The 19,463-nt window shown below is 39.6% G+C and carries 17 protein-coding genes; 6 read left to right on the forward strand and 11 right to left on the reverse strand.

Annotated features, from left to right (window positions below):
- Positions 1–31: 31 nt before the first annotated feature.
- The 10 genes from bioB to rocD all read right to left on the reverse strand — a co-directional run bounded on the left by bioB (position 32) and on the right by rocD (position 15,535).
- A complete protein-coding gene (gene bioB, locus ACQK2H_RS02520) occupies positions 32–1,021 on the reverse strand; it encodes a biotin synthase BioB (protein ID WP_425389903.1) in 990 nt (329 codons plus the stop codon).
- A 110-nt stretch (positions 1,022–1,131) separates the two neighbouring features.
- On the reverse strand, positions 1,132–1,620 hold the full coding sequence (locus ACQK2H_RS02525; protein WP_425389904.1) for a hypothetical protein: 489 nt from the start codon (positions 1,618–1,620) through the stop codon (positions 1,132–1,134).
- Positions 1,621–1,764: 144 nt separating this feature from the next.
- Positions 1,765–2,940 (reverse strand): CHASE2 domain-containing protein, encoded by a 1,176-nt coding sequence (locus tag ACQK2H_RS02530; RefSeq protein ID WP_425389905.1) that lies wholly within the window; start codon positions 2,938–2,940, stop codon positions 1,765–1,767.
- Between the two features lie 5 nt (positions 2,941–2,945).
- The gene (locus ACQK2H_RS02535; RefSeq protein ID WP_425389906.1) at positions 2,946–3,710 is read right to left on the reverse strand and encodes a hypothetical protein; all 765 of its coding nucleotides are present in this window, start codon (positions 3,708–3,710) and stop codon (positions 2,946–2,948) included.
- Between the two features lie 2 nt (positions 3,711–3,712).
- A complete protein-coding gene (locus tag ACQK2H_RS02540) occupies positions 3,713–6,895 on the reverse strand; it encodes a caspase family protein (protein ID WP_425389907.1) in 3,183 nt (1,060 codons plus the stop codon).
- 73 nt (positions 6,896–6,968) lie between these two features.
- Positions 6,969–8,882: a PQQ-binding-like beta-propeller repeat protein gene (locus ACQK2H_RS02545; RefSeq protein ID WP_425389908.1), complete on the reverse strand. Its 1,914-nt coding sequence runs from the start codon at positions 8,880–8,882 to the stop codon at positions 6,969–6,971.
- 198 nt (positions 8,883–9,080) lie between these two features.
- Complete coding sequence (locus ACQK2H_RS02550) at positions 9,081–9,698, reverse strand: response regulator (protein ID WP_425389909.1); 618 nt, start codon at positions 9,696–9,698, stop codon at positions 9,081–9,083.
- Positions 9,699–9,801: 103 nt separating this feature from the next.
- A complete protein-coding gene (locus tag ACQK2H_RS02555) occupies positions 9,802–11,586 on the reverse strand; it encodes a tetratricopeptide repeat-containing sensor histidine kinase (protein WP_425389910.1) in 1,785 nt (594 codons plus the stop codon).
- Positions 11,587–11,676: 90 nt separating this feature from the next.
- Entirely contained in the window at positions 11,677–13,653 is a 1,977-nt protein-coding gene (locus ACQK2H_RS02560; protein WP_425389911.1) for a tetratricopeptide repeat-containing sensor histidine kinase, read from the reverse strand.
- A gap of 604 nt (positions 13,654–14,257) precedes the next feature.
- A complete protein-coding gene (rocD, locus tag ACQK2H_RS02565) occupies positions 14,258–15,535 on the reverse strand; it encodes an ornithine--oxo-acid transaminase (protein WP_425389912.1) in 1,278 nt (425 codons plus the stop codon).
- Between rocD and ACQK2H_RS02570 the strand changes: the two genes are divergently transcribed.
- From ACQK2H_RS02570 to ftsY, 6 genes are all read left to right on the forward strand, one after another.
- Positions 15,479–15,739 carry a DUF5522 domain-containing protein gene (locus ACQK2H_RS02570; protein ID WP_425389913.1) on the forward strand — a complete coding sequence of 87 codons (261 nt, stop codon included), beginning with the start codon at positions 15,479–15,481 and terminating at the stop codon, positions 15,737–15,739. The two genes, rocD and ACQK2H_RS02570, sit on opposite strands and share 57 nt — an antisense overlap.
- A gap of 60 nt (positions 15,740–15,799) precedes the next feature.
- Positions 15,800–16,039, forward strand: coding sequence for a 50S ribosomal protein L28 (gene rpmB, locus ACQK2H_RS02575; protein WP_350219144.1), 240 nt, complete (start codon positions 15,800–15,802; stop codon positions 16,037–16,039).
- A 145-nt stretch (positions 16,040–16,184) separates the two neighbouring features.
- Positions 16,185–17,630 carry an aminopeptidase P family protein gene (locus ACQK2H_RS02580; protein WP_425389914.1) on the forward strand — a complete coding sequence of 482 codons (1,446 nt, stop codon included), beginning with the start codon at positions 16,185–16,187 and terminating at the stop codon, positions 17,628–17,630.
- A gap of 95 nt (positions 17,631–17,725) precedes the next feature.
- Positions 17,726–17,908: a 50S ribosomal protein L33 gene (gene rpmG, locus ACQK2H_RS02585; RefSeq protein ID WP_370088773.1), complete on the forward strand. Its 183-nt coding sequence runs from the start codon at positions 17,726–17,728 to the stop codon at positions 17,906–17,908.
- Positions 17,909–17,910: 2 nt separating this feature from the next.
- Positions 17,911–18,060: a DUF4295 family protein gene (locus tag ACQK2H_RS02590; protein ID WP_425389915.1), complete on the forward strand. Its 150-nt coding sequence runs from the start codon at positions 17,911–17,913 to the stop codon at positions 18,058–18,060.
- 93 nt (positions 18,061–18,153) lie between these two features.
- Complete coding sequence (gene ftsY / locus ACQK2H_RS02595) at positions 18,154–19,107, forward strand: signal recognition particle-docking protein FtsY (protein WP_425389916.1); 954 nt, start codon at positions 18,154–18,156, stop codon at positions 19,105–19,107.
- Here the strand turns inward: ftsY and ACQK2H_RS02600 are convergent.
- The gene (locus tag ACQK2H_RS02600) at positions 19,097–19,462 is read right to left on the reverse strand and encodes a LytR/AlgR family response regulator transcription factor (protein WP_425389917.1); all 366 of its coding nucleotides are present in this window, start codon (positions 19,460–19,462) and stop codon (positions 19,097–19,099) included. The genes ftsY and ACQK2H_RS02600 overlap by 11 nt on opposite strands.
- Between the last annotated feature and the right edge of the window lies 1 nt (position 19,463).

Here is a 19,463-nt window from a genome sequence, read left to right on the forward strand (position 1 = left end):
CCCCTAACCCCCTCCAAAGGGGGAAAGTTTTCTAAGCCTCGACTTCTGTCTCTTTCTTTACTTCTTTAAATGCTTCTCTTGGCTGTAGGCCCAAAAGATCGAACATTTCCTTGTCGTCGTTGAAATCCGGGTTGGGCGTGGTGAGCAACTTATCACCCGCAAAAATAGAATTAGCTCCGGCCATAAAGCAAAGTGCTTGCTCGGTTAGGCTCATTCCTTCCCGCCCTGCTGATAAGCGAACGACTGATGCCGGCATTACCAATCTGGCTGTCGCGATCATGCGGATCAATTCATGAGCCGCAACTCTCGGCTGCTCAGCAAGTGGCGTTCCTTCTACAGGAACCAATGCATTCACCGGAACAGATTCTGGGTGCTGATCCATGTTAGCAAGGGTCAACAGCATTCCCATTCTGTCTTCGGCTGATTCACCCATACCGATGATACCGCCTGAGCATACACTGATTTTCGCTTTTCGCACATTATCAATGGTCTTCAAACGATCATCATATTCTCTGGTAGAAATGATGTCGTCATAGTAAGCTTCTGAAGTATCAATGTTGTGATTGTAAGCATAAAGCCCTGCATCTGCTAATTTTTTTGCTTGCTCTTCGGATACCATCCCGAGCGTACAGCACACTTCCATATCCATGCTATTCACGGTTTTTACCATGTTCAGCACTTTATCAAAATCACGGTTATCTCTCACCTCTCTCCATGCAGCACCAAGGCACATTCTTGAAGCTCCATTTGCTTTGGCACTTTCTGCCTGCGCCCTTACTTCTTCTACCTCCATCAGCTTATGCACTTTCACGTCTGTGTGATAGCGAGCTGCCTGTGGACAGTACGCACAATCTTCCGGACATCCACCGGTTTTTATAGAAATCAAGCTACTCACCTGAACCTCTTTAGGATCGTGATATTTCCGATGCATAGTAGCTGCCTCGAATACCAGTTCCATCAGTGGTTTATGATAAATTTCTGAGATTTCCTCCAGTGTCCAGTTGTGTCTTACGTCTGCCATAAATCTACGATTAGTATATAGCTGCAATTATACTTCAAAAACGCTGGAGCCAATAAAAAACCCTCTTCAATGTATGAAGAGGGTTGCGTTAATATTTAAAAGCGAATTGTTTACTCGAAGCTAACTTCAACATCTGTAAATGTGCCGGAGAAAGAATCAGCATCAACAAAATCATTTTCATCTTGAGCCCAAGTAAATGATCCTGAAACAAGTCCATTTTCTCTATCAATTTTAGAAAAAATAGTGGTCACTTTTCCGGTTGTATTGAAGTCACCGTTAAAAGTCATTGTAGCTGCATTGTACCCTTTATTTCGTTCAAATAAATAATTCTCACCTTCTTCATCTAATATTTCATCATCGTATTGATTTGCCCATAATGCAAAACTAAATCGTGGGCTTCCAGGTCCAAACTGATATGTCACCAGCATATATTCTGAGGTTGTTGGTGTGGCTCTACTTCCACTTAAATCGAAAACATCATAATCTATGGAGACATCTAAACACTCTCCATTTGCATTCCCTTTTTCTCCACAAGAGTCATCCTCACCACAGCTAAAGAATAAAGAACACCCAATAAGTATAACAGCTTTCCAGTTCATGATTTTTATTTCAAAGATCTAATCATATGACTGGCATTTCAATCCCATGTATATGGTATTTGTTATCAGTGCCTGATGGTAATAAAATGAAAACCCCGATGAAAGATCACCGGGGCATCAGTCATGAATTAGTCTCACCAAAATTCATGATTCTTTCTTCACTGTATTAGCATAAAAAATGTAACCTACTAAACGATCCAGAAAATAAAATGCTAGTGCAATGAAAAAGACGTTTAAATGAATATTGAATAACCAATAGGTGATTAATGACAGTGCCGTCAGCATAATGAAATAGCTGGCAAACCCAACCAGGTATTTAGTAAGTTTTTTCACCGGAAGCTTATTTATGTAGCGCTCGATGATATCACCCTCTACAAAGACCAGGTAGCTAAGTAAAGCAAACGCTGCTGTCATTAAAATGAAAAACCAGATATTAACTGCTGTGTCGCCATGCTGAATGGTGAGCAGTGCATTCAATAAGATCAAAGGACCTGCGGTGATTTCCAATATGGTTTCATGCATGTCGTTTTCAAAAAAATCCCCGATCACAACGATTTTATCAGCGATGAAATCCTGAATATCCTCATTGGTGAGAAACAATAATTCACCAAGGCTTACAGGATTAAAGCCAGCTTCTAAATCGTAAATGTCTTTTTGTAACACGCGATAGTTCATGATGAAATTATTCATCGTCCAGCCAGATTCCATTTTGATAAAGGGACCCATTTTTTGGCTTTCTATCTCATTGATTGCCTCATGTACTTTTAAGGGTAAAAGTTTCAATGTGTCTTGATAAATAAGCTGGTATTTATAAATACCGTCAAATGCACTCCCTATCAAATAGTCAGAGATTCCAAAGTTGATTCCCTCAAATAGGGGCTTCTCTAATTCTCCAGCGTCATTGATGTGAGCGGATAGAATCACATTGTCCAGTTGTTGCAATTCGGCCAGGAGTTGGTCATCCTGAGATGTTGAATCAACAAAGTGGATATCAATGATGACGTACTTCGGCTTTTTCGCAGCTTGATTAATGACCTGCAAAAGTTGAGTTAATTTCTGCCGATCTGTAATGGCCTGATTTCCAACCGGAAAGCCAAACTCATCGTACCGATCAATTAATTGTAAATCATAGGAAGTATTTATGAGTGCGAAATCTTCCGAATCGGTAATTTCTCGATTTGCAAAGCTTAATGCAGTCGTTCCCCATATCAGAAATTTCTCATCACTTGCAAGCCAGGGCAGCTTCATGAAATAAAAAGTAAGCGCCATCATAAAGGTGGTATTTAAAACAATTAGCGCTATCAGTGCCGGCTTTTTCAAATCTGCTAAAGTCCTCCTAATGCTTCATTAAGTTGTGCTTCAGAACATTTACCGTACATGGCATTTATCACTTCCAAAAGTGCGGTATTGTCATCCGGGAATTGCTGAGTCAGACTTTCAAGTTCTTCATCAGAAATATAGCTCAGGTTCATGTCTGTAATGAAGGTAGATGTTCCTGCACCTGCATCATAGTAGTGAAGCTTGACATTGCTTACTTTGGAAGGATCTATTGCTTTTCCATCAACGGAGAAAAAGTCATTGATGTCAATTTGAAGTTTACCGTTTGCACCTCCTAATTTTTTATTAATGTTTTCTTCGCCCAATTGATACTGTGCAAAGAAAAATTGTTGATCAGTGATCGGGTAAGATTCCGAAGATACCTTCACTGAATATTGATCCCCAACCAACGCAACCGGTGATTCATTGAAATGCTTCTGAAAATCCAGTGCATTATTGATTGCTCCTGCCCGTGTGCTTAGTCTACCCCGTACTGGACTTATTACTGAACTGAGTGCATAAATGGCATCACTTTGTGAAGTGGAAGAACTGTTTTCCTGAATGACAAACCTTCCTCTGGATGCCCCAAGCACGGCAGCACGAGCTCCACCTGTCTCAAACTTCAGATTTGCACTTTCACTGACTTTCGACCCTTTGGCGAGATAGCTGCCGGATTGTGTGTCATAGATTTTTCCAATGATATGTATGACGGTGTATGATTGCGATTGACTTTCAAAGGCAATCATGAGGAGTATTATGGATAAGAATCTCATGGCTAATAAATTCTGAAATCGTTTTTGATATTTTCTTCTCTGGAGGTAGGCACCTGTTTTCCTCGGCTTAGCCTAATCACCTGCTCACTTACATAGTCACGGATTTCAGACACGGTATACGATCGGTCACGATTCAAATCAGCTCTTCGATTGGTTAACCCCTGAATCAGGCAACCCGTAAAAAGTCCATTCTGTGAATTGACTCCTTCTGCGGCAAACTCTGTACCACCGGCGGCTGATACTACAGTTGCCCCCGTTCCTTTTTTCATGTCGCCAAATAGTGATTTTGACAGTTCCAATGTGTTTTCTAAGCCGAAACTATTTTCCTTTATCTTGATCAATTTTCCAGCAGCTCTAAACGCTACTGATCCTGCACTGGAAATTTCTTCATTGGCCTCTTCCACATCTTCTTCATCTAATTCCCCTGAATGACAAGTGTCCATCATTAGCAATTTATTTCTTGACGGTATTTCATCAATTAGCGATTGTAGAGAAGCATAAGACAAACCACCGCTTGAAGGATTGGTGAAGTCCATGTTGTGCGTACCAAAATAATAGTTGTATTCGTCATCTAAAACCCCGTGTCCGGCTATGAATACAATGACGATATCATCTACTTTGGCCTGCTTAATAAATTCTTTAGCTGCCAAAATATTAGTATCTGTCGCATGCTCGTTCGTAATGATTTTGTCATACACATTAGAGTAGGCTGAAGATGCTTTTAATGTTTCGACCAGGTCAGCTGCATCTTTTGCTGCGAAAGCGAGGTTGTAATCAGATTGCTGATATTTGGATACGCCAATGGAAACGATATAAAGGTTCGGTCTATCAAAATCAGCGGTATATTTTACTTCAAATGTGGAAGGAATTGACTCAGCACCTTTTGCATTGATTGCCGTGATTTTTATCTCATTCAGGCCTGATGAAAGATCAAATGTCAAACTTTGATCCACCTTTTGAGAAGGTGTAATCTTCTTGCCGTTAGATCCGTAGACAGGGACATCATTAATATATACCTGTAATCGATGAATGGTCGATTGATTATCCGAAGCTTTAACTGGTATAGTGAGCGATCGTTGCTTGGTTTCCAGAGGCAATTCTAAATAATCTACTTCCACAACCGGGAGCTCATTGTTTCCCGCCAGATCTGCCTCAGTATATCCCAACCTTGCCAGGCGTTTTTTAAATGCTGCTTTGTAGGAATCGATCAACCGCTGTGATGAATAGCCAATAGCAGCAGATACTTTATCCGGTCGGTTGTATTTTAATTCAAGTTGCTCTACAGGGAGAACTTTATTGCCTGATTTAAATGCTATTGCTTTGGCAGCACTCTTTGAAGACATGTAATAGAAATCAGGAGTGTAGGTAATAAACCCACTTTCTCCTACCAGTGTCATGCTTGCTTTTTTCTTTCGTTCTTCCAAGCTATAAAGTGCTATTTCACCAGATTCGTTTGTAGTGATGACAAATTTTCCGTCTACAGAAAGTACCGCGTCTGTTATAAGACCTTGCTGTTTATCAGAGATGACTTCCTGACCACCTTTCTTGATTGATAGATCAAGACCATCAAAAGAAATGCTATATCCGTTTTGGTCGTATTTTGTTTCAATTTCCTCTCTGGTAATTTTAGATTTTTTGGATTTAATATCCTGAATCGACCATTCGTTGATCTGTCCATCTTCCTGCTGAACATACACTTTGTCCTTATCATCTTCATCAAATTTGATCCAGACAGTGTTGTCATTTTTTTCTTTGAATGATCTCAGCTGACGACCTGATTTGAAGTTCCAGACTTTTGAATAGGTGCTTCCATTAGTTGTGGCAAAATATCTTCCATCTTTAGACACATCAATCGAGGTGATGTTTTCAGACCTATCAAAAACCTTGACTAGCTGCCCGCTGGTGTAGTCCCACAGGGTCATATTTCTATTCTTGGAGCCTACTAAGATATGCTTACCATCAGGCAAAACGTCTACCGAGGTGGCGGGTTGAACATACCCTTCGAGATTCTTAATCTTACGCCCTGTTTTGTAGTCCCATAGTTTTAATTGTCTGTTATCATCAGATGTGACTATTGTTCTGTAATTAGGTGATAAACCCAGCCAATTGGTGTTAGAAGGAATGTTTTTAATCTCTTGTACTACAGGCGGTACATATTGCCTGGCATCCTTCGTGCCTGGTTCCGGGAAATCAGCATTTTCTACATCGTATACCTTAATGGCGGTTTTTTCATTTACGATAACTTTTGTTTGTTCTTTATTGAACACGCCTACTCCGCGTGAGTGAGGAATGGTCCACATATTAGGGCGAGAAACCTGTCCGAAATTGTTTCTGTCTTCAGCAATGTCAATGATCTGCACACTACTGCTTCCATTGTCTTCCTCTTCTCCTTTTTCAGTAGTAAATGGTATATAGATATTAGATGAAAAAAGCACCTTTTTGCCGTCATTGGTGAATTCAATATTTGGATAGGTGATCACAAATATGGTTGTTAAATCTTTGCCTTTTCTACCAGCCGCAGCATTTCCGATAACAGCAAACCCTGTCATTAAGACTTTGGTGTACGCCAGTGCTGCGCCTGATCCTTTTACATTGTCCAGGGCATCTGCTAGTATTTTACCTTTTTCCGGATCTATCAGTTTTACTTCTACCCCGTTGTTTTTTCCTCCCCCTGTCACTATCCTGTCGCCACTAGGCGAGATTGCTAAATTTTTGATTGGAGCCTTAAACCCTTGGATTGTTTTGATAGTATCTCCGTTGGAATCCCAAAGCTTTAATATCGCATCATCGCCACCTGTGAGATACATTTTAGTATCGGAGGAAAATTTTGCTGTATTGGCGGCTCCATCATGGGCTTTTATTTTCTGTTTCATTTCGCCAGTTAAGGCGTCCCAAACGATCACATACCCTTCTGCATCTCCCGAAATGAGCTTTGAACCATTTTCTGAAAGATCGATGGAAAGCACCTCAGCTTCATGAGCATTAAACGTGTTAATATCAATCCCGGAAAACACATCCCACATTTTGATAGTCTTATCATCACTTGCAGAGTAGATGTACTTACCACTTGGTGAATACTTTACCATATTAATAGCTGCAGTATGTCCTTGCCTGATGATGAGCTCACCTTGTGCAAAGGCATTGAAAAAGAGTATTGTCAGAAATAGTATTGAAATTGATCGCATATGGGGGAGATTAGAGTTGAATAAAAAGGCGATCAACCGATTTCGGTTGATCGCCAGGCAAGTAAATGCTTCACTAAAAGCTGTAGCTTATGATTTGCTTTTTGTCAGCTTTGAAGAAGACCTGACCTGAGACTAGATCGTAATCATAAATTGGTTTTTTATCTCCAAGCTGAAGTGTTCCCAGTTCTTCACCTGTTCTTCGATCCACTTTGACCAGGCCGGAGCTTTTGTCTTGTCCACCCTCACCCACTTTAGTCAGAATCATTCGAATGTTTCCTTTTGTTACTGAAGCTTTAAACTGCTTTTTTACCTCTGCGCCCATCTGTCCGGAAGCTCTGAATAGATTTTCAGCCTGCTGAGCATAAAGTTTGCTGTAATAATCATTGCTGCCGTATCTGGAGTAAGCGGCTATCTGGCTTGATTGTGCCTGGTTTGCTGCTGCCATTGCTATTACAGCAGCTTGACCAACTCTCAATGCTATTTTGGCAGCCATACTTAATCCTGGTGCAGACCAATACTGCTTCCATCTAAGGTCTCCGTTTTGCTCCAACATCACCATGTTTTGAGCATCAGAGAATAGATACCCTCCATCAACAAGCTCAACACTGTTCGGAGCTGCATCGTCACCCTCAAATTCTTTGGTCAGCCCTTTGTAAAGAACACTATAGTCTCCTGTTAATAGATCTACTTCATATAGGTCACCATCAATGAGCATAATTTCTTTTGTAAGCTCCGGCTTATATCTAAGCGATGGTACTTCCAGCATTCCTTTTTTGTTCCAAATCAATTCTCCATCAAATTGGATGTAGCCTAGCCTGCCCTTTGCATCCGTGTACATTACTCCTGTCGCCGCGATCTGATCAATTGAAATTCCTTTAATCTTTTGATCCCAGATTATCTCACCCGTTTCTTTATTCATCAATTGTAAGAACTTTCCTTTTGAGGTAGCTAAGATTCCTTTGTCGCCAAGGTCCACAACATATCCATCAATTTTCTTTGCGGTCCACTTTTCGCTTCCATCCTTTAGGTCATAGAGCTTGAAGTTTTTATCATCGGCCACTACCACACCATATCCCATAGCGGTCATTGAAGGAGGGTTTTTAAGTTTTAACTCAAGCTCCCATAATTTTTTACCCGAACTCATATCCAATGCCACTAAAGCACCGTTGTTTTTCTTTCTTTCAAAAAAATATCCATTCTTAAGATCCAGACTTAAGTCGAAGCTTTCGAATACCTGCTTTCTATGCTCGGTATTGTATTTCCATTTTACGTTACCTGTTTTGGGATCGATTTTAGCGATCTGTGTTGTGCCCGGAAGTACAATATCACCATCGCTGAGAACTGCCGGAAAGTTTTCAGAAGCAATTTCTTCATTGGTCCAGATAACTTTTTGTGATAACAAATCAACCATTTTAGTTATGGTCACAACTGGCTGACCTTTCGTGTTGTAGTCGATGTATGAAGTAGATATTATTACCATCCTCAACGAAGGAAGATATCCTGTTCCGTTATAGTTGAACGTTGCAAATTCTCCTAGGAGAGGTAATTTCTGAATCGGCATATCTGCAATTTTTGGGCTGATTACCTCTTTACCCGTTTGGATGTTTATGATTGCATACTGCTTAAACTGTACATTGTCTGAGAATCTAATTTCTATATAGTCTGAAACCTCAGGCACATCTTCATCTGAAAGTACTCTGATATAGTTTTCAAATGCGTATTTAGGTTCTACTTTCTTGCCGTCAGGACCTTTCATTTTCTTAGCCATCTCAAATGCTTCGGTACTCCAAAGGAGATTTCCATCCCGAGTATCTATGCCATGTAAGTTCCAATCTTTTGTTCCTACGAGCAGTATTCCATTATCGGTCACACTGGTCCATTCGATTTCTTTATCAAAATCCAGCTGCCATAGGGCATCTTGCGATTTTGCCTGACTAAATGCTGTAATCAGCAACAGGCTGAGAATTAATTTGAATAAATTTTTCATGTCGGATTGTTTAATTCGCGGTTAATTTTTTGTAATTCAAATTTTCGCGAATTAATTGATCCATAAAATCCACTACAGAGGGGATATTTATATACCGTGAATCCCGTAGATGGATAAATAATTAAATCAAAAAGAGTATGCCATGATATGGGCTACTGAAATAGCCTACCCAAGGGAATTCGGTCAGATTAAACCACTCTAAATAAGGTTGTTTGCGTAAGCAAATTTGATCAGGCCAACCAGGTTGTTGGTGCCGGTTTTGCGGAAAATATTTTTGCGATGAGTTTCTACAGTTCGTTCGCTGATGAAGAGCTCTTCAGCCATTTGCCTGTTGGTGTATTCCTTGGCAATCAATTTCAAAATCTCACGCTCTCTATCGGTGAGCAGACGTTGTTCTTCTGTTCCATTCAGCCCTTTCATGAGCATGGCATTCACGTCTGAGCTTAAATAAACTTTCCCGTTTTTCACTGCTCTAACAGCACTCACTAGTTCTTCATGAGAATCTTTTTTAAGAATGTAGCCATCTACACCTTCTTTCAGTATTTCCTTGATTAAATGAGCTTCGTCATGCATACTCAGTACGATGATCTTGATGTTATCATATTTCTGCTTTACTCTTCTTACAAGTGCCAGACCGTCATCATCAGGGAGATTATAGTCGGTTATTAGAAGGTCAATGCTTTTGCGTGTGAGCTGATCCAAAGTCTCCTGAACTGTGCCGGCAGAGCCAGCTACTTCCATGTCATCCTCAGCTGAAAGAATTTTTATCAGTCCTCCTAATAGAACTGCGTGATCGTCGGTCAGAAATATTTTCATCTTAGCAGTTTTTTCTCTGCCAAGGAAAGATAGCAAATTCATTCTTTTTCCCACTTACTCCATTCTTTGTGTGATCAAAGTAGAAGAAGGAAAAGGAAGGATGCTATACCAGCTTCATGGTATTTTGATCTACGACTTCAGGCGTTTCCATTTTAGCCGGGGCATTTAATATCAGTGTATTTCCTCGTACTCCTTTATGTGTCTCCAGTTCCATTGTGCCCTTGATTAAGTTGGTCCTGGAGTTTAAATTTTTCCATCCGTTACCCGTACCGCTAACCAAAAGTGATTGGTCAAAACCGGCTCCATCGTCTTCAATAAGTAGTGTTATTTCATTCTCGTCTTTGGTTATTTGGATCGTTACTTTCTTAGCGTCAGAGTATTTCATGATGTTATTTATCCACTCTTGAGTAATGCGATAAAGTGATATTTCTTGTAAATCGGTTAGCCGCTGATTCAGCCCAAACACATTCAGTTCAACACTGATTTTTCTAGTATGATTAACTCTATCTGCAAATTCTTTTAGTGCACTTTCTAACCCGTTTTTAATAAGTGTCTGAGGCATCAGGTCAAAACAAATATTTTTGAGCTCATCATACATTTCATCGATCACTTTTGAAGACTCTTCAAATACCTGTTGTCTCACATTTGGTTTTGCTCCTTCCTTTAAGTTTTTGAGATTCATATTGAGAATAGAGATCATCTGACCAAAGCCATCATGAAGGTCTCTGGCGTATCTCGATCGCTCTTTTTCCTGAGAGGCTATTGCTGCTTTTATCTCAGCTTCTCGTTCTTTTCGCTTATGCTCCTCAAGAAGCTTTTCCGCTTTTAACTTTGATTTTTTCCTGTTTTGAACAAACAAGAAGATCAGAAGAAGGATAATGCCAGAAGAGCTATAAAGCAAGATGTTTTTTTGCTGAATTTCAGCTTTTTGAACCTGAATTTCAGCCTCTTTTTTCTCTGTTTGATATTGAGTTTCCAGCTCCGCCACTTGTTGGCTCTTTCGCTCGTTGAACAGACTATCTTTTACCTGAATGTGATCTTTATAATAGCTCAGAGCCTCTTGAAAATCTCCTCTCTTTTCATTTACCAGAGAGATCATACTTAGCACATGCTTTTCGAAATCTGCAAATGAAACTTCACGTGCGATGAGCAACGCCTCTGTAAAATAATTCTCCGCTTCATCTAGCTTACCGAGCTCCAGAAGCATTTCACCGGTGTTGTTTTTTACAATCCCATATCCAACCCTGTCACCGATAAGCAGCTTATATTTTGATGCTAAATCGAAATAGAATTGGGCACTATCGTATTTTTTTAGCTTGGAATAGTTCATCCCAAGATTATCATAATTGTAGCTAAGTCCTATCGTGTCTCCTATTGAAGATTTTACCTGAGTGGATCTGAGGTAGTATGAGAGTGATTCCTCAAATTTTTCTTGCTGAAATAAGAGTACTCCAATATTATTTAAGCTGTTGCCAATGCCTAGCGAATCGTTTTTGCTTATCGCATAGTCAAGGCCCTCATCGAAATATTGTTTAGCCAGATTAAAGTCACCTTGCTTTTTCTGGAGGGTACCGATCAGATTCAGAATCTCAGAAGGCTTGGATTTTGAATCCAGGCTGATAAACAAGTCAAGCGACTGCTGATAACTTTTTAATGCACTATCAAAATTACCAAGGCAGTAATGAGTATATCCTAGTTCGAGAAAAGCCTGGGCTTTAATCCCATCAGGAGGTAGTGTTTCAAGCTGTTTTTGAGGAAGTAGAGAAAGAGCACTGTCACAGTCCGCTTTCCTTACCTCAGCAATTTTGGTTAGAAGGTTTTGGTCTATTTCCTGCGCAAAAAGCGACGATGATAAAACCAAAAAGGTGAATAAGGCGGATGGTTTCATATTCCTAAGTTGAGAAATTTAATAGCGGAAATGAACTTCCAAACAGGCCTTTTCGTCCAAATATGCGTATTTAGAGACTACTGAGTCATTTTAGACCATCACCTTTTCCTGCTCTGTCTGTTTTATTTCACTCGGTGCATTGACAATCAGCACATTACCTTTTTTCCCTGGTTCTGTTTCAAGTTCCAGGTTTCCATGGATAAGGTTGGTTCTTGTGAGTAGATTCTTCCAGCCGTTCCCTTTTCCAGAAACGAGTAGATTTTTATCAAAGCCACTTCCATTGTCCTCAATAAGTAATGTGATTTCACCCTCATCTCTAGTAATTTGAAGCGTGACTTTATCAGCATCAGCATATTTCAAAATATTATTTATCCATTCCTGACATATTCGATAGATAGAGATCTCCTGGACCTCTTCCAGTCGTTCATTTAATCCAAAGACATTTAATTCGATGGTGATGTTACCTGTCTGATTAATTCGATCTGAAAATTCTTTTAGTGCGCTTTCCAGGCCATGCTTGATTAGTGTTTGAGGCATCAGGTCAAAGCATATGTTTTTAAGTTCGACATACATTTCATCAATCACTTTTGATGAAGTCTCAAAAACTTTATGTCGCTCATCAGGCTTAGCATTGCCGTTCAGATTTTTAAGGTTCATGTTTAAAACAGATATCATTTGCCCAAATCCATCATGAAGGTCCCTGGCGTACCGTGCCCGCTCTTTTTCCTGTGACGAGATGGTGGCTTTGATTTCTGCTTCTCTGGCTTGAAGTTTTGTTTGTTGCAATTTTAGCTGCTGCTTTTTGCGGATACGATTTCTCCAAAGTGCTCCGATAATGATTAAAAGCGCAAGAGCAGTTATGGCAGCAATTAATGCGATTCTATTTCTGGAAATGGTGGCTTCCTGTTCAGCCAGTTGAGCTTCTTGCAGTTCAATTTGCTGTTCTTTTTTCTCTGTTTCGTATTGGGTTTGAAGTTCCGCAATGGATCGATCGCTTGCTATATTGAATATTGAATCACTGATTGATTTGTATTCCTTATGGTATTTCAAAGCATTCTTGAATTGACCTTGCTTTTCATAGAGCATGCTCAGTAATAGTGAGGCTTGTTGCCAGGCTTCTTTATACTCAACCTTTTTTGCGACGTTGTAACCCTCAGTCAATTTTTTTCCAGCTTCTTGATTTAATTCCAGATCCGAGTAGACTTTTCCCATGTTTATCAATGCAGAGGCAACCCCTGTTTGGTCATTCATTTCCCTCCTGATGCTCAGACTTTTTTCATAATTGAAGAGCGCGCTATCATACTTTTTAAGCTCATACCACACATTGCCAATATTATTGTAGTCATTACCAATACCTCTTTGGTCATTGAATCGTTTCTTTATTTCGTGTGACCTCTGATAATAGGTTAATGCTGAGTCGTATTCGTACTCATTGTAATAGATAGTTGCCAGATTACTGTAGATATAGCTCTTGTTCAGTGAGGAATTGCCAAGATCGCTGTACTTAAGTGCATCCATATAGGTAGCAATAGCAGATTCATAATCCGACTTGGCATACTGATAGATGATGCCTATCCAGATTAAAGCAGAAGACATTCCTACATAGTTTTCAATTGGCTCATAGGTCTCCAGTGATTTAAAATAAAACTTAAGTGCTTCGTCATAATTGGTCTGGTCATACTGAATGTTCCCCAAAGTCATATAACAATATCCGATGTTGGAAACATCATTTATTTCTTCTGAGCTTTTAATCGCTTCATTTAGGATCAATTCAGCAGAGTCATACTTCCCTAATAGGTTTAAGGCTATTCCAAAATTTCTTCCGGTTGATGCAATCCCTTTATCCCAATTTATTTTCTGAGATAGGTTATATGAGAGTCTGGCAATTTTGGCGGCTTCATTGAAATTGGAAAGTCTTAATTCGTCATGAAGTTTCAAATAGAGTTTTACTTTGCTGGAGTCGGCATTTGCATTCCCGATTTCGGTCTTTAAACTATCGATAATGCTAGGTTGGGCATGGCTTATAAAAGCAGCTAATAGATAAGATAAGAAAACAATGAATTTCATGATTAGGTTGGTTAGAGCCGACTAAAATAAAAAAGCGGAGGCCTTATTCAGACATCCGCTTTCGGTGTTTTCGATAAATGAGAAGTTTTTACTTCTCAAAACCTATTTTTTCTAATTTGGATAGAATCAGATTAAAAATTTCTCCGAGAGATAAATCAGTGTAAAAATTATAGCAGGACCAGTCAAATATACAATTGAAGAGTTGTTAGTTTTTCTAATAAGTAGATGTAGAAATGGGATTGCAAAGGATGCAATCAACAAAACAAGCCCTTGGGCTGGACTAACTGACATCAGGAAGGTAATAGCCATGCTATTTATCAAAACAGCCGTAAGAATTGATGTTTTCTCCTCACCTTCTAAAAAAATTAAAGAGAACGCCCAACTTGACAACCATATTAAAGAGAGATAAAATTCAGGAAGTGATGTGAACAGTGATTTGATTGTAATTGTAAGAAATAAAACAAATGCAATTTGAATTGCAGCAATCCATAAACTTTTAACAGAGAATCGTAACGTCATCTTATGTTTTTTAGGTAATTAATTACGTTTTACACGAAAGCCCAGAAAAATTGTTTTGACTGGGCTTTCGCTGAGCAAATTCTATTTATACCTCAAACTCAATAATTGTCTTTTCAATGATATCACAACACTCGTGCAATTGATCTTCTGTCATCACTAGTGGGGGTGCGAAACGAATGATGTTACCATGTGTTGGCTTAGCAAGCAGACCATTCTCTTTTAGCTTCACGCAAATGTCCCAAGCGGTTGAGCTATCCTCATCGTCATTAATCACAATTGCATTTAATAGCCCTTTGCCTCTCACAAGTTTTACAAGATCTGTTTTCTCAATCATTTGATTCATTCGATCTCTGAAAACGTCTCCCAATCGTCGAGCATTTTGAGTTAGCTTTTCATCACGGATAACATTCAGTGCAGCTACTCCTACAGCCCCAGCTACAGGGTTTCCACCAAACGTAGATCCATGCTGACCGGGCTTGATAACCTCCATAACTTCATCATTAGCTAGCACAGCTGATACAGGATAAGCTCCTCCTGAAAGTGCCTTTCCTAAGATTAAGATATCCGGTTGCGTATACGTTTCTTGCTTTTCGCAATGACCTTCGCAAGAACAATCGCCACATACTCTCAATAATGCTCCTGTTCTACCTATTCCGGTTTGAACTTCATCGGCGATAAATAGTACACCGTTTTCCTCACAGATTTCTTTTGCCTTACGCACATATCCTTCATCTGGCACCATTACTCCTGCTTCCCCCTGGATAGGCTCAACAAGGAAACCGGCGATGTTTTCTCCTTTTATAACTCTTTCTAATTCGTTTAGGTCATTATATGGGATTCGAATGAAGCCTGGAGTATACGGACCAAAGTTTTTGTTTGCGACAGGATCGTTCGAGAATGAAACAATGGTTGTGGTTCGCCCATGGAAGTTGTTATCGCAAACGATGATTTGTGCTTTATTTTCATCAATACCTTTTTTCTCATACGCCCATTTTCGGCATAATTTTATAGCCGTTTCAACAGCCTCTGCACCTGTATTCATTGGCAGCACTTTGTCAAAACCAAAGTACTCTGTGATGAATTTTTCATAAGGACCTAGCACATCGTTATAAAAAGCTCTTGATGTAAGCGTAAGCGTTTCTGCTTGTTTGGTCATTGCCCCAACGATTGCCGGGTGGCAATGCCCTTGATTAACTGCAGAATAGGCAGATAGAAAATCATAATACTTTTCACCTTCTACATCCCATACATAGACGCCATCTCCTTTCGAAAGGACCACCGGTAAAGGGTGATAATTGTGCGCACCATGTTTGTCTTCCAACTTTATAAGTTCTTCACTATTCATTGTCTTATTTTCTATCATAGTTTTGCCGTTTATTATTGGTTCTACAAGATTAACGATTTAACCGCTGAGGCACAATTTAAAGTGGAATTAGACCCAAAGGACTACTATATTAACAAAAATGGCCTGATGGTGTTCACTGAGCAATATCACAGAAAGAGGGGATACTGCTGTGGTAACGCATGCTTACATTGTCCATATAATCATGAAAATGTGGGACAATAGTTTGCATATTGTGTTGAAATCCCGATATTTGCACTCCATTTTTGAAAACGGACGAGAAAGATGTCAAAAGTTTGCGATATAACCGGTAAAAGACCACAAGTAGGGAACAACGTTTCTCACGCTAACAATAAAACGAAGCGAAGATTCAATCCGAATCTTCAAAAGAAGCGTTTCTACCTTCCAGAGGAAGATAAGTGGATCACGTTGAAGGTTTCTACTTCAGCGCTAAGAACCATTAATAAGAATGGCATCACATCTGTGCTTAAAAAAGCACGTGCCAACGGGATGGTGATCAAATAAGTTGATCCAAAAAAGATATTAGACCCTGATGGAAACGTCAGGGTTTTTTTATTGCCTTTTATCCTTCCTAACCACCAGTATTGGACAGACATTGCGCCAATAGATCTGTCTGTGTCTATATTCGCTAACTAAAATTTAACGAACGATGAAGAAGTTTTTAGCGATCGCATTTATTTCTATTTCCTTTTCATCCATGGCACAAGACATGCCGGATGACTTTTTGTCAAGTGAATTTCATCAGGAGAGAAGAGGTCTGGTTAGAGAAAAAATGCCCAAAAACTCAGTGGCAGTGTTTTTTGCCAATCCGGTGCGTAATCGAGCGAATGATGTTGACTATGTATACCACCAGGATCCAAACTTCTATTACCTGACAGGCTATAAAGAGCCACATGCCGTTTTAATGATTTTCAAAGAAGAGCAGGATGGTCCCGACGGAACCTACGATGAAATCATCTTTATTCAGCCAAGAAATGCAATGGCTGAGATGTGGACGGGTAGAAGAATGGGAATTGGTGGCGTAAAGGAAAAGCTAGCATTCAACCAAGTGTTCAATAACACTGATTTTGAAGACTACAATATTGATTTTTCAAAGTTCGATAAGGTACTATTCTATGACTTCTTCGATGATGTGAGGGATACAAAAACGGAAGGTGACCTTTACGATTTAATTGCTTCATTCAAGACAAAAGCAGGATACCCAACGGAGGGCGATTTGACGATTGAATCTTCCGCCAATAATCTTGATATGGAAACACTTGATCAAATCATGAAAGATTTGAGAGGAATAAAGACAAAAGAGGAGCTGGATTTATTAAGAAAAGCTGTGGATATTTCTTGTATCGCACAGGTAGAGGTTATGAAAGCCATGCGTCCCGGTATGAGTGAATTCGAAATTCAAGGACTTCATGAGTTTATCTTCAAAAAATATCAGGCAGAATACGAAGGCTATCCATCAATAGTAGGAGCTGGAAATAATGGTTGTATTCTTCATTACATAGAAAATTACAAACCGGAAGTATCAAGTGATGAGATGATACTGATGGATTTAGGGGCAGAGTATCATGGATATACTGCAGATGTTACGAGAACAATTCCTGTTGATGGAAAATTCTCTAAAGAAGAAAAGGCAATATATGATCTTGTTTATAAAGCACAAGATGAGGCTATTAAGGCCTGCAAGCCGGGTGTAAATATCCAGAGAGACCTGGACTTTGGCATAGCCAGAAGAATCATTAATGAAGGACTTGCGGAGTTGGGCATTATTGATAGCGCTACTCAAAGACATTTGTATTACCCACATGGTTTAGGACATCATATTGGATTAGACGTACATGATAAAGGCAATTACGAATACCTGGAGGCCGGAATGGCCATCACTATTGAGCCGGGTATTTATATTCCGGAAGGTGCTAAATGTGATGAAAAATGGTGGGGGATTGCGGTTAGAATTGAGGATGATGTATTGATTACGGAGGATGGATATGAATTGCTTTCAGATTTAGCTCCTAGAAAGAGCGAGGAGATTGAAAAGATGATGAAAGAGCCAAGTCCTCTTGATTCATTTGTATTACCGGATTTAGATAAAGAATAATAGAGTAAGGAGAAAGCAAATTTTGCGGGGGTAACATTTTTAAAATCAAGTAATTCCACTACATTTGCACTCCTTTTTGGAAAAGACAAAATAAAATGGCGAAGAAAGGAAATAGAGTCCAAGTAATTCTTGAGTGCACAGAGCACAAAAACAGTGGTCTTGCTGGTACCAGCAGATACATCACTACGAAGAATAGAAAAAACACTCCTGATCGAATCGAGTTGAAGAAATACAACCCGATCATGAGAAAATATACCGTACACAAAGAAATTAAGTAACCATGGCAAAGAAAGTAGTAGCAACTCTTAAGCAACCAGGTGGAGCGAAATATGCTAAAGTGATCAAGGCTGTCAAGGGCGATAACGGATCTTACTCGTACAGAGAAGAAATGGTTCTTGAGGGTGACGTGAAAGACACATTAGCTAAGTAAGAAACTAAATCCTAAAAGAAGGAAGGCCGCTCCGACGATCACGTCAGGGTGGCTTTTTTTATATTCACCTACACCATCTAATCGTAAAAACTCATGGGTCTGAAAAGCTTTTTCTCCAAAGACAAAAAAGAGTCTCTTGACAAAGGACTCGAAAAGTCAAAGCAAAATTTCTTTACGAAGCTCAACAAGGCGGTCGTAGGAAAATCCACAGTCGATTCAGAGGTGTTGGACGAACTGGAGGAAGTGCTTATCACGTCAGATGTGGGTGTGGAAACGACGGTTAAAATCATTGATCGAATAGAGGAGCGTGTATCAAAAGATAAATACCTGAATACTTCAGAGCTCAATCAAATCTTAAGAGAAGAGATTGCTGGCCTTTTATCTGAAAACAACACCAAAGATTTAGTTGATTTTGACATACCTAATGTAGATGGCCCTTATGTTATTTTGGTTGTTGGAGTTAATGGAGTAGGAAAAACCACCACCATCGGAAAACTAGCCGCTCAGTTTAAGGCGCTTGGTAAGAACGTGATCCTAGGAGCTGCTGACACCTTCCGTGCAGCAGCAGTCGATCAATTGATCATGTGGGGTGATCGTGTGGGAGTCCCTGTTGTTTCCAAAGGAATGAATACTGATCCTGCTGCAGTCGCATTCGAAGCTGCAAAGCGAGGAAAAGAAGAAAATGCTGACGTGGTAATTATTGACACTGCCGGAAGACTTCATACCAAAGTGAATTTGATGAATGAGCTTTCGAAGATTAAAAATGTAGTTCAGAAATTTATTCCTGAAGCTCCACACGATGTAATGTTGGTTTTAGACGGTAGCACCGGTCAGAATGCCTTCATTCAAGCCAAAGAGTTTACGAAAGCCACTGAGGTAACATCCTTGGCTGTTACAAAACTTGACGGCACAGCGAAAGGTGGAGTCGTGATAGGCATCTCTGACCAGTTTAAAATACCGGTGAAATACATTGGAGTAGGAGAAAAGGTAGAGGACCTACAGGTATTTAATAAAACTGAATTTGTCGATTCCTTTTTTAAGAAATAGACGTCTGTGACATCACCTCTAAAATTGCTTTTCTAAGAAAGGGACCATCAATTTGCATCTTTCGAAGGTACTTGTCAATTTTTATTCGTTTCGCTTTGACTGGCTGATTTACGTGTGCAGAAATCATAATGACCTTTGGCTTCTTATCGAGTGAATCAAGTGCCTCAAACCCGTCGAGATACTGCATTTCTAAATCAAGAAGTAAGATATCAGGCTTGAATTTGACCACTTTCATTATTCCATTTACTGGATTTTGAAATGTTGCAACCAATTCTAAATCCTCATATTCTGAGAAATGGGCTTTCAGAGAATGTAAGAAAAGAGGGTCGTCATCAATAGCAATACAGGTGATCATA

The organism is Ekhidna sp. (genome assembly GCF_965228795.1).
GTDB lineage: Bacteria > Bacteroidota > Bacteroidia > Cytophagales > Cyclobacteriaceae > Ekhidna.